Annotated in this window: 13 protein-coding genes; 6 read left to right on the top strand and 7 right to left on the bottom strand. The window is 37.8% G+C overall.

Annotation, left to right across the window (positions count from 1 at the left end; genetic code table 11):
* Position 1: 1 nt before the first annotated feature.
* From phhA to pspA, 6 genes are all read right to left on the bottom strand, one after another.
* Positions 2-814, bottom strand: a complete 813-nt coding sequence (gene phhA, locus H4J66_RS11310; RefSeq protein WP_070374101.1) for a phenylalanine 4-monooxygenase — start codon at positions 812-814, stop codon at positions 2-4.
* A 230-nt stretch (positions 815-1,044) separates the two neighbouring features.
* Positions 1,045-2,088: a YcjF family protein gene (locus H4J66_RS11305; protein ID WP_182174529.1), complete on the bottom strand. Its 1,044-nt coding sequence runs from the start codon at positions 2,086-2,088 to the stop codon at positions 1,045-1,047.
* Between the two features lie 60 nt (positions 2,089-2,148).
* On the bottom strand, positions 2,149-3,579 hold the full coding sequence (locus H4J66_RS11300; RefSeq protein ID WP_220463282.1) for a YcjX family protein: 1,431 nt from the start codon (positions 3,577-3,579) through the stop codon (positions 2,149-2,151).
* Positions 3,580-3,711: 132 nt separating this feature from the next.
* Positions 3,712-4,158, bottom strand: coding sequence for an envelope stress response membrane protein PspC (pspC, locus tag H4J66_RS11295; RefSeq protein ID WP_182174526.1), 447 nt, complete (start codon positions 4,156-4,158; stop codon positions 3,712-3,714).
* Entirely contained in the window at positions 4,155-4,367 is a 213-nt protein-coding gene (gene pspB / locus H4J66_RS11290; protein ID WP_070376993.1) for an envelope stress response membrane protein PspB, read from the bottom strand. The genes pspC and pspB overlap by 4 nt, the downstream gene beginning before the upstream one ends.
* 56 nt (positions 4,368-4,423) lie before the next feature.
* The gene (pspA, locus tag H4J66_RS11285; protein ID WP_070374104.1) at positions 4,424-5,092 is read right to left on the bottom strand and encodes a phage shock protein PspA; all 669 of its coding nucleotides are present in this window, start codon (positions 5,090-5,092) and stop codon (positions 4,424-4,426) included.
* A 191-nt stretch (positions 5,093-5,283) separates the two neighbouring features.
* Between pspA and pspF the strand changes: the two genes are divergently transcribed.
* From pspF to H4J66_RS11255, 6 genes are read left to right on the top strand one after another with little or no spacing between them, the layout of a single operon-like run.
* A complete protein-coding gene (pspF, locus tag H4J66_RS11280; protein ID WP_182174523.1) occupies positions 5,284-6,375 on the top strand; it encodes a phage shock protein operon transcriptional activator in 1,092 nt (363 codons plus the stop codon).
* Between the two features lie 9 nt (positions 6,376-6,384).
* Complete coding sequence (locus H4J66_RS11275; RefSeq protein WP_259368471.1) at positions 6,385-8,010, top strand: ABC transporter substrate-binding protein; 1,626 nt, start codon at positions 6,385-6,387, stop codon at positions 8,008-8,010.
* Position 8,011: 1 nt separating this feature from the next.
* Positions 8,012-9,040 (top strand): ABC transporter permease, encoded by a 1,029-nt coding sequence (locus tag H4J66_RS11270; RefSeq protein ID WP_182174520.1) that lies wholly within the window; start codon positions 8,012-8,014, stop codon positions 9,038-9,040.
* On the top strand, positions 9,030-9,923 hold the full coding sequence (locus H4J66_RS11265; RefSeq protein WP_182174517.1) for an ABC transporter permease subunit: 894 nt from the start codon (positions 9,030-9,032) through the stop codon (positions 9,921-9,923). Before H4J66_RS11270 ends, H4J66_RS11265 begins: the two co-directional genes overlap by 11 nt.
* Positions 9,923-10,912 (top strand): oligopeptide/dipeptide ABC transporter ATP-binding protein, encoded by a 990-nt coding sequence (locus H4J66_RS11260; RefSeq protein WP_182174514.1) that lies wholly within the window; start codon positions 9,923-9,925, stop codon positions 10,910-10,912. Before H4J66_RS11265 ends, H4J66_RS11260 begins: the two co-directional genes overlap by 1 nt.
* A 1-nt stretch (position 10,913) precedes the next feature.
* A complete protein-coding gene (locus H4J66_RS11255; RefSeq protein WP_070374110.1) occupies positions 10,914-11,696 on the top strand; it encodes an ATP-binding cassette domain-containing protein in 783 nt (260 codons plus the stop codon).
* A gap of 76 nt (positions 11,697-11,772) precedes the next feature.
* Here H4J66_RS11255 and yeiP read toward each other — a convergent pair whose 3' ends face one another.
* Positions 11,773-12,345 (bottom strand): elongation factor P-like protein YeiP, encoded by a 573-nt coding sequence (gene yeiP / locus H4J66_RS11250; protein WP_182174511.1) that lies wholly within the window; start codon positions 12,343-12,345, stop codon positions 11,773-11,775.
* Positions 12,346-12,363 lie beyond the last annotated feature (18 nt).

Raw genomic sequence — 12,363 nt, 5'->3', positions numbered from 1 at the left:
CTTAACTCACATTGTTAATTTCTTTTGCTGGAAACTTCGCTGGGTGTAAGCCTAAGGCTTGTGCTTGCTCAACCAACTCCATAATATCAGCCACTTCATATTTTCTTAAATCATCTAAATCACTTACTTTATTCAGCATATAATAAATAGGCTGCATAACATCTATTCGATATGGCGTTCTTAATACATCAAGTATGTTAAGTTTTTCACGTTCAACAATATCGCTTTCAGTCGCGTGAATGGTTTCGCTCGGTGAAGACAAAATACCACCGCCATAAACTTTAATCCCCTCAGGGGTATCTAACAAACCAAACTCGACGGTAAACCAATATAAACGAGCTAAAAAGACTCTTTGCTCTTTAGTCGCATTGAGACCCATTTTTCCATAAGCCTCAGTATAATCAGCAAACGACTTATTGGTTAATAAAGGACAATGACCGAATATCTCATGAAAAATATCAGGTTCTTGCAGATAATCAAACTCTTCTCGGCTGCGGATAAAAGTAGCTACTGGGAATTTTTTTTCTGATAACAACTTAAAAAACGCACCAAAACCAATTAATGCCGGTACAGGCTCGCACTGCCAACCTGTTGTTTCTTTTAGTACTTTACTAACTTCTGCCAACTGTGGAATTCGGTCATGTGGTAAATTTAATAATTTTGAGCCAAATTTATATTCGTCACACGCTTTGTTTTCAACACATTTTAATTGACGAGTGATCAATTCCTGCCAAACGCTATTTTCTTCATCTGACCAATGAATGTGACCATTTTCATCAGCAACTCGCGAAATATACTTCGTCGCCATCCCCATGATATTACCTTATTTTAATTTTTATCATTATACACTCACCAATGAGTGAGTCATGTTCTACAATGATAATAAAACAAGCTAGACGGGAAAAATACCAAACGCTAACTGACTATTATTTAACCAGACAATAATAACGTATAGAAAAAATTACAAAAATGTAAATGCAAAAACAATAACAAATAAAATCAATAAGATAAAAACAACTTATTTAGGCCTCGTAAGGAATAAAACTACCTTATTAATAATTTTTTGACCTGGCTAAGTATTTTTTTCCTCACTTGAGCTGTTTTAGGGGTGTTTTCTTCAAAAGGAATGGGTCGACAAAGCTTAATAGTCTGAATACCCAAGCGTGACGTTAACATACCCGCACCAAGTCCTTGTGCCATGCGCGCAGATAACTTACCTAATAGCTCAGCACCAACCAAGTCAGCTCCTAAATCAATGACTAACTCACTCGCGCCGGCATAAGCCATATTAACAAAAACTTGTTTAATTAATTTTATTCGACTCCAGTAGCCAATTTTTAAACCATAAAGGGCGGCAACTTTGTCAATCATCCGTAAGTTTCGCCAAAAAATTAGCATCATATCAACAAGTGCAATAGGACTTAAAGCAACTAATACTACGGCTTCTGTTGAGAACTTAGCTACCTCATCCAAGGCTTTTTCGTCAACTTTTGAGAGCACTTCACGCGAATATAATTGCAGTAACTCTTCATCGCTGTATTCCTCTTTGACCAACGAGTGCCAGCTTTTTTCATGCTCAGACATCAAATCACAAGGTAAATTTGCTGAAATGCTTTCACATAAGGCTTTTACGTCAATATGTCGAGGGGAAGCTAAATCGGTTGCTAATATATCTTTCGCTTTTGCTTGTGTACTTTGCTGGCGTTTAAATTGTCTTAATGCTGAATACTCTCGTATGGCCGTTGAACCAACAATAACTGACAAACCAAAGAGCAGAACACCATACATACCAGCTAAAATAGGAGATTGGGCAAAGCCCTGTTGAAAAAAGGTAAATGTTTCTACCATAACAACGCCAGCAAAAACAGTGCCTAAAACCCGCCATAACCAACGAGGCTTTGTTTTTTCCTTTGGGTTATCATCATTTAGATACCCTTGCTTAATTAACGATAAATCTTCTGATGCCTGCCAATCGTCATTACCGACAATAACTTGTTGGCCATTTGAAGGTAAATGACTTTTCTTTATAGTTAACTCATCATTTTCAAAAAGAATTTGCTGTTGATATTTTTCATCGAGTTCATTCATCTATTTTATCTCCAAGCAAAATGGTATTACTTGCTTCATTCTTATATTTATCAAGGTCGATCATTTCATTTTATCACCAAGTAAAAACTGCATCACTTGATCCATACGCAGGTGTGGTAGGCATTCATGTTGTCCAATCGGATCCATTGGAGCAAAGCTAATAAAATTAAACGTCTCTTGCTGCCAATAATCTTGTTCGGGTAATTTATTCGGCACCGCACCTGGAAAAACCGTAATTAGTTCTCCATTTTCAGAGCGTTTGCCGCGAAGCACAGGAATGTCTTGCCCCTGGTAACGACTCGTTCCTGCTTGTGTCGTTTTAACAGAAGCTAGCGCCAGTGTTTTCATTTCAATAACATCATAATTTAACTGATGTTTAGTTTGATAAACAAGCTGGTCGAGTAATCTGACTAAGTTATGGTGTTGCTCTGGCGTAACATGGTCAGCTTTGGTTGCAGCAAATAATAACTTATCAATTTTTGGCGCAAACAAACGAGAAAACAAACTGCTTTGACCATAGCTAAAGCTTTCCATAATCATGGTCATTGCCGTTTTCAAATCAGCAAAACTCTCTGGGCCGTTATTTAAGGGGGTTAAACAGTCTGCTAATACAATTTGTCTATCGAAATTAACAAAATGCTCTTTATAAAAAGCCTTAACAACACGTTCTTTATATTCAATAAATCTTGCTCTTAGCATACCGATTAAACAGTCATCACTGGCATTTTGATAAGCATTTTTATCCATTTTTTCAAAAGCAGTGAAAGGAAAAAATTGCAAGATAGGCGCATCGGCTAATTCTCCAGGTAAGATAAAGCGTCCGGGCTGAATAACCGACAAACCAAGTTCGTGTCGAAAGTGTAATAAGAGCTCAGTATATTCTTTTGATAAGTCAGCCAACCTTTGTTCATCGACCTTGGCAAAGGGATCTATTTGATTCACTTTTTCTATAAAGGTTTCTGCTGATTTAAACCTAGGTTCGGTAAGCAATAATGCTGTTGTTTGTTGTGACCACTGCTCGAACGTTTGATTTAACATCGGTAAATCAAGTAACCACTCTCCTGGATAATCAGTAATATCTAGGTATAAAGTTGCTGTATCACTGGCATATTTCAACAATGACTCTTTGGGCTTATAACGAATAGCAAGTCGCATCTCACTAATACCATGGGTCGGCTCAGGCCATGTTGGTTCATTTTGTGAAAAAGCTGACATTGCTTGGTCATATTCAAAACGGCCAATGTGTAAATGCTTTTGAGGCACTCGTTTAGCGGCAATGAAGCGCCCTTGATGAACAACATTAAAAAAACCAAGTTGTGAATTATTGCCTTCATTAACGAGTTGGTTGACTAAAGAAGTAATAAAGGCTGTTTTACCACTACGGCTAAGACCTGTAACGGCCAAAGTAACGTGTTGGTCAAGCGTTCGATTTAATAAATCACTCGCTTTTTGCTTTAATTTATTCAGCTTTATTTTATTTATAAATGCCATGAATTATCTTACTGAAAGTTATAATAATATTTAATGGTTACACTTAATCACAAAGATAAGTCGTACGCTTAACTATTTATTAAGTGAACAACCCAAAAAGGCGGCAAAAGCCGCTTTTAAATTTTTTATTGATCACAACTTATTGATTTCTCGAGAAACAGTAAATTCAGGTGAGGTAACATAATGCTCCATCGCTCGAACTTCCCTTTCTAGGGATTTAAATTTATGCCTAATATCCTGAAAAGCTTGTTTAGGTGGCTCTCCAGATTGCCAAATACGCGATTTCACCTTAATAGACTCAGAAGAAAGTTCTTCTTCTGTGTTCATGGTAGCTGATGCATATTGTGATTGTGCTGGTTGTGGTTTTTTAGTGGTAGCGCCTGGTTTTTTATCTAAAATAAACCAACCAGCAATATAAATAACGACAAACCAACCCATACCTAGCAAAACACCCGAAACCACTAGGATACGCACTAACCATGTTTCCCAGCCAAAGTAATCAGCTAGACCAGCACAGACGCCAGCAATTTTTCCTTGGGTCGAGTTTCTGTATAATTCACCACGGCGCTTGTCTGTCATACCTTGCTTCTCCAGTCAGGTGTTTCAGCATCTAAAATAGCTTCAAGCGTTTTAATTCTATCGGTCATTTTATCCGCTAATTCAGAAAGTTCAGATAATTGCTTGTACTCTTCTTCACTAAAACCTTGGGTTATCTGGCGCTTACTTCGGTAATGTAAAATTAACCAAATAGGGGCAACTAACAACATAAAAATGATGACAGGAACCATTATAAGTTCTTCCACAGTACTTCTCCTTATAAGTTATTCAACACAAACTGAGTTATTTAGTTTTTCTTATCTGATTTCATTTTAGCTTTTAATTGCGCTAATTCATCATCAATATTTTCATCAGACTCTAAATCAGAGATTTCATCTGCTAATGATTTGCTCCCTAAATCAAGTGACTCAACTTGTGATTCAATATCATCAATTTTACGTTCATAACTGTCAAAGCGACTTAGTGCGTCATTAACTCGACCACTATCGATATTCTTTTTAACTTTTAAACGAGACGTCGCTGTTTTTTCTCGCATGATAATTGCTTTTTGTCTTGCTTTTGCATCGGCTAACTTTTCTTGTAACTGAGAAACTTCACTTTGTAATTTAGCAATATGATCATCAACGTGGTTCAACTCATCTAAAAGTGACAGTGCATTCTCAGCACACTTTTTCTTTTCAACGAGCGCCGCTCTTGCTAAATCTTCACGGCCTTTACTTAAGGCTAGTTCAGCCTTTTCTTGCCATTGTTGCTCATCTTTTTCAAAACGAGTCGCTTGACGAGATAAATCTTTCTTATCAGCTAAAATTTTAGCCGATGACGAACGTACTTCAACTAAAGTATCTTCCATTTCTTGAATGATCAACCGTACCATTTTTGCAGGATCTTCTGCTTTATCTAACAGGTTGTTAATATTCGAATTAATAATATCTGTAAACCTAGAAAAAATACCCATAACAACTTCCTCATTCAATAATTTAATTTAATGTTACTTATATTCTTTATTCATGTTTTGCGCCAAGTTTTACTATTAACTTAACTTCATGTTTTAAATAAAGTTATTATAATTAAAAAAAACACTTCAAACCTGGCGATTAATAAAATACACTATTTGTTAGTGAAATAAACCAATTATTAGGTCAAGTAATGTCGCGTTTTAATCAAAAGGATAATCTTCTTGGACAAGCAAATAATTTTCTTGAAGTTTTAGAGCAAGTATCACAAGTAGCGCCTTTGAGTAAACCTGTGCTTATAATTGGAGAAAGAGGAACAGGTAAAGAGCTTATTGCGGCTCGGCTTCATTACTTATCTAAACGTTGGGATCAAAATTATTTAAAGCTTAATTGTGCGGCATTAAATGAAAACTTATTAGAAACAGAATTATTTGGCTATGACAGTGGTGCATTCACCGGCGCAAGTAAACGTCATGAAGGTCGTTTTGAGCGTGCGGACAATGGCACCCTCTTTCTTGACGAAATAGCCAATACCACGGGGTTAATTCAAGAAAAACTCTTAAGAGTCGTTGAATATGGTGAGTTTGAGCGTGTGGGTGGCTCAAGAACTATTAATACCAATGTGCGCTTAATTGCCGCAACCAATGAAGACTTACCTACCTTAGCCGATGCTGGTGAATTTAGAGCAGATTTACTTGACCGACTTGCTTTTGATGTTATCACTCTACCACCGCTTCGAGAACGAATTGAAGACATCATGATGTTAGCTGAAAGCTTTGCGATTAACATGGCGCGCGAATTAGAATTTGAGCTCTTTAGCGGTTTTACTGAAAAAGCGAAACGTGCCATGCTTGAATATCATTGGCCTGGAAACGTACGAGAATTAAAAAATGTTGTCGAGCGTAGTGTTTATCGTTGTAATAACCCACATTTACCCGTGCATGACTTAGTCATTGACCCATTTGAGTCCCCTTATCGACCTTCTCAGCGCATTAAAACCCAAGACAGGATATCGGTGGTAGCGCCGAGTGTTGATAAAGAGAAAAACGAAGAAAAACGTCAAGAAGTAATCCATCAACAATTGCCCGTTAGTCAATCATTGGTCTTCCCTTTATCATTAAAAGACCTTTCTCAGGATTATGAGATTGATTTGATTCAGTCTGCTTTAGAAAATTGTCAGTATAATCAAAAGAAAACTGCCGACGCACTCAAATTAACCTATCATCAACTAAGAGGTTACTTGAAAAAGTATAACTTATTAGAAAGTGCAGTAGACGAAGGGTAGTTGAGCTATATGTCGATATTCGCTGTTAAAAAACATTTTTTGAAGATAATGATATTGCCATTTTTATGTTGGATGACGGCATGTGATATTGATAATGATCCCTCATTAAGTGACCATAGTATTGTCTATTGCTCAGAAGGCTCTCCTGAAAGTTTTAATCCGCAAACGGTTACCTCTGGTACCACCATTGATGCTACTTCTAATCAACTCTATAACCGATTAATTTCATTTAGAGGCGAAGAAAATACTATTGCTCCGTCGTTAGCAAAGTCATGGCATGTGACACGTGACGGTAAAATGGTTACCTTTTATTTACGCAAGAATGTTGCCTTTCATCAAACCGATTATTTTACCCCAACACGTTTTTTTAATGCCGATGACGTACTGTTCAGTTTTAACCGTATTTTATTACCTAAGCACCCTTTTCATCAAGTTTCGGGTGGAAAATACCCTTTTTTTCAAAGTGTAAGTTTTTCAAATGTCGTTGAAAGTATTGAAAAAATCAATGAATACACGATACGTTTTAAGTTCAAATACGCAGACAGTTCAATTTTGGCTAACATTGCCAGTGACTTTGCCGTCATATTATCAAAGGAATATGCTGACACCTTAGTGTTAAAAAATATTAAGCGAGAAATAGACACGCTGCCCATTGGCACGGGTCCCTTTAAACTAAAAGACTATCGTCCCGGCTCCTATATTCGCTATGCCCCCCATAAAACGTACTGGGATCAACCGAGTACTTTAGAGCAGCTTATTTTTGATATAACGCCTAGTAATACTGGGCGATTAACAAAATTATTAGCGGGTGAATGTGATGTAATTGCTTTTCCCATTGCTCATAACAAAATAAAAAGTAAACCTGAATTAGAGCTACAAGCAGTGACTTCTTTTAATGTCGGTTATCTTGGTTTTAATGCCCTAAAGCCACCTTTTAATAATGTAAAAGTACGTCAAGCGGTTGCATTAGCCGTTAACAAGCAAGCCATTATTGAAACTGTCTATCAATCTAGAGCGGATATAGCACATAGTTTATTACCTACAACCTCTTGGGCTTATGATAAGAATACTTTACCGCAAACATTTGACTTAGCTGAAGCTAAAAGATTGCTAACTGAGGCTGGCTTTCCTAATGGTTTTACTATGAATCTCTGGGCGTTACCGGTACAACGGGCATATAATCCAGACGCGGTTACTATGGCTAAATTAATTCAAGCAGATTTAAAGAAAATAGGTATTAATGTGTTAATTGAAAACTCTCTCGATATGGGCTCTTTTCTTGAACAGCTGTCAAAAGGTGAGCATCAGAGTGTCTTATTAGGCTGGTCAGCGGATCACCCAGACCCAGACAACTTTTTTACACCACTGTTGAGCTGTTCATCGGCTAGGAGTGGTAATAACAGAACATTTTGGTGTCATAAAAAGTTTGATAACTTAATACAGCGAGCATTAGAAACAACAAATGTGGCACAACGTAAAAAATTTTATAGCCAAGCGTTGGCGATTATTTCAACTGAAGTACCATTAATTCCCATTGCCCACTCTAAACGATTTCAAGCAAGGAAAAATATTGTTAAGGGTGAACTATTATCTCCCTTTGGTGGTATCGACTTTAGCAGGGTGAGTAAAAACTAATATGCTAATATTTACTCTACGCCGCCTAAATTTATTCATTTTCACCATGTTTCTACTGACTTTACTGTCTTTTAGTTTGAGCTTTTTATTTCCTGGTGAGCAGTTAATCAATATTTCTGGGCAAATCAATGCGACACCTAAGCAGTTGATCGTTTTAGCTGAGCAGTATCAAACAAATAATAATATTGCTCAGCAATACTTTGCGTATATAAGTCATCTTTTCCAGGGAGACTTAGGTATTTCAATGGCCAGCCAATTGTCTATAAGTAACGAGATCATGCGCTTCTTACCAGCGACAATTGAACTGACCTTAGTGGCACTTTTTATTGCTATGATCTTTGGCATTCCTATTGGCTTTATTGCCGCTATTAAACACCGTAAAGCTACCGACAATATTATTTTAACTATTTCTATGCTGGGTTATTCAATTCCTGTTTTTTGGTTAGGCTTACTAGCGATTCTTATTTTTTCTATCCAATTAGGTTGGTTGCCATCAGCAGGACAGCTTAGCTTAGTGTTTGAAATAGAACATGTTACTGGCATACAGTTTATAGATATTTTATTAAGTGACAGTCCTTATAAATGGCAAGCTTTTCAAGATGCCAGCGCACATATATTTCTGCCAGCGTGTGTTATCGCCCTTGCGCCTGCGACCATTTTTGTGCGCTTAGCTCGCACAGCAATGATGGATGTGCTCGACAGCCAATACATACGGGCAGCTAAAGCAAAAGGGCTAAGCTTTAAACAAATTATTTATCATCACGCGATACGAAATGCTATGGTGCACGTTATTCGTGATGTTGGCTTACAGTTTGCTAACTTAGTAACTATTGCCATGGTGACTGAAGTTATCTTTAGCTGGCCAGGCATCGGCCGATGGTTAATAGAAAGTATATTTCAGCGTGACCACACATCAATTCAAGGTGGGCTTTTAGCGCTTTCTAGTTTTATTTTTATTGTGCATATTGTCATCGATTTTATCTATGCAGCACTTAATCCTTTAGCAAGAGAGAGTCGAAATGGCGCGTGATAAAATATACTTAGAGGAAGAGTTTCCTTCACCGTTACTGCAACTTTGGCATAATTTCAAAGTAAAACCTGTAGTGATGATAGGTTTTAGCTGTTTTATTTTCTTAACAATTCTCGCTTTATTTGCACCTTTTATTACCCCTTATACTCCCGTTGAAAATCACTTAGATTTTTTATTACTGCCACCAGCATGGCACGAAGATGGTAATGTCAGTTTTTTATTAGGCACCGATAATTTGGGTCGTGACATGTTGTCTCGCTTAATGCACGGCACGTCACTAACTTTTGGCTTAAGTTTTGTTGTGGTGCTTATTTCTTTAGGTATTGGTGGTGTTATTGGCTCGGTATCAGCTTTAACATCAGGAATAAAATCAAGCTTTCTTAACCATTTTCTTGATGTGATTTTATCTATCCCTTCTTTATTACTGGCCATTGTTATTGTTGCTATCTTGGGGCCAGGGTTGAGTAATACCTTATGGGCGATTATCATCGTGCTCATTCCACAGTTTGTCCATATAACCCGTAATGTCGTTACTCAAGAGTTCAGAAAAGACTATGTACTGGCTTCACGATTAGACGGCGCAAGTTCATTTAGAATTTTATATTACTCTGTTTTCCCCAATATTCTAGAGAAATTAATTAGCCAAGCAACGTTAGCCCAGTCTGCTGCGATACTTGATATTGCTGCATTAGGCTTTCTTGGATTAGGCGCACAAATTCCCATGGCAGAGTGGGGGGCGATGCTAAAAAACGGTATCGATTTATTCTATATTGCTCCGTGGACGGTTTATCTGCCTGGTTTGGCGATTCTTTTTGCCGTGGTGGCAACTAATTTAGTTGGTGAAGGTATGAGACACGCCCTTAAAATCAGTAAGGAAGCTTAATGAACCTTCTCGACATCAGAAATTTGTCTATTGTGCTAAAATCAGCGACTAACCCTATTTTAGCGGTTGACCGTGTCAGTTTAACCATGAAAGAGGGTGAAGTTCGTGGTTTAGTTGGAGAGTCTGGTTCAGGAAAATCTTTATTGGCTCAAGCTATTATTGGCGTACTTGATGAAAAATGGCATGTCGACGCCGATAGGTTTCACTGGCGAGGAAAAGATTTAATGCGCTTATCTGTTGATGAACGTAAAGCCATTATTTCAAAAGATGTCGCGATGATATTTCAAGAGCCGATGGCGTGCTTAGACCCAACGATGACCATAGGGATGCAACTTACCGAGGCGGTTGATGGCGAACAATTAACGGGTTATTTTTGGCAAAAAAATCAACAACGTAAAGAAACCGCGATTAGTCTTTTACATAAAGTCGGTATTAAGCAGCATAAAATTTGTTTAAAAAAATATCCTCATCAGCTTAATGAAGCGTTATGTCAGCGAGTCATGATCGCCATGGCACTCGCCAAACGCCCTATTCTCCTCATTGCAGATGAACCAACTACGGCAATGGAGAGTACCAATCAAGGCCAAATTTTTCGCCTATTGGCGAGTTTAAATCAATTAAAAAACATGTCGATATTATTGATAAGTCATGACCTTGAGAATGTCACACATTGGACAAATACCATTACGGTAATGTACAGCGGACAATTTGTTGAAGCGGGTACCACTAAGCACATATTTGAACAACCGTTTCATCCCTACACTCGAGCACTGGTTGATAGTAGCCCAAAATCAAATAGTGGCTTGCCAGCAAAATCACGGTTGATGGCGCTACCCGGCAGTATTCCTATTTTACAACATTTACCTATAGGTTGCCGATTAGGCCCAAGATGCCCTAGAGCTCAACAGGCCTGTGTTGTAGCACCTAAGGTAACAAACTATCATGGCCATCAATTTAGCTGCCACTTCTCGCTAAAGGGAAGTTATTAATATGACAATATTATTACAGGTTAATAATTTAAGTAAGTCGTTTAGAATAGGCCGAAAATGGTTTAATCAAAAATATTTTACCGCACTCGAACCGATTTCATTTGAGGTACAAGCTCACCATACCTTAGCTATTGTTGGAGAAACCGGATCGGGTAAATCAACCTTAGCAAAATTATTGGTTGGTGCGGAACTGCCTTCAACAGGTAGCATAAAACTTAATGGCCAAACATTACAACCTGGAGACTTTAAGCAAAGATGCCAGCATGTACGGATGATATTTCAAGACTCTGGGACAACATTGAACCCAAGCTTAACCATTGGGCAATTGCTGAATGAACCTTTATTGATCAATACCAAATTAAATGAAGAAGACCGCCACTGTCTGATTCGAGAAACATTACAAAAAGTAGGTTTGCTCGCTGAACATATGAATTTTTATCCGCACATGTTCTCTGGTGGTCAGAAACAACGCATATCATTAGCTCGGGCGATAATATTACAACCGCAGGTGATTATATTAGATGAAGCCTTAGCTTCTCTCGACCCTTCGTTACGCTCGCAAATGATTAACTTGTTGCTCGATTTACAAGAACAGATGGGACTCGCTTATATTTTAATTTCTCATAACTTAGGTATTGTTAGGCATTTTAGCGATAAGATAATGGTTTTAAGTAAAGGACAAGTCGTAGAGATGGGCGACACCGCAAAAATTCTCAGTCGACCAAAACATCAATATACCAAAAAACTTATTCTCAACCAAAGATTCCAACTGTTACACCGCTAACAACTCGCTTAATGGTTATATCAATAAAGCCAGCAAATGCTGGCTTTATAAGAGTGAAGATAAAGTAACCAAGACTTTATTTCTCAGCGCGTCCCATAAATTTACGTTCTTCGGTATTCACTTTGATTTTATCACCGATTGAAATATGTTCTGGCACCTGAACGGTTAAGCCCGTAGATAAAATTGCCGGCTTAGTGCGAGCTGTTGCCGAGCCACCTTTAATTGATGGGTCTGTTTCAGTAATAACCAGTTCAACACTCGGGGGTAAATCAATACCAACCGCAGCACCATCAACAATAATAATTGATAAACCTAAGGTATCTTCACAAATAAATAGAGCTTCGTCAGCAATACTTTCTTTGTTAAGATTGTATGGCGTGTAATCTTCATTGTCCATAAAGACATATTCATCACCATCGATGTATGAAAACATCGCGGGACGTCGGCTTAAGTCAGCAAAGTTCAGCATATCCGAGTCTTTAAACGTCTCATCAATCTTACCGCCAGTGACAACATCGTACATACGCATACGGTATAAACTACCACCAGCACGACCTTGAGGAACTGAACGCTCTATATCTCTTACAATAAATACTTTTCCGTTATGCTCTACCGCAGCATTTTTCTTTATATCACTGGCCTTTGGCATGGATAATAATTCCTAAAA

Source organism: Colwellia sp. MB3u-55, assembly GCF_014076785.1.
Taxonomy (GTDB): Bacteria; Pseudomonadota; Gammaproteobacteria; order Enterobacterales; family Alteromonadaceae; genus Colwellia_A.
This window is presented reverse-complemented; position numbering and strand designations above follow the sequence as displayed.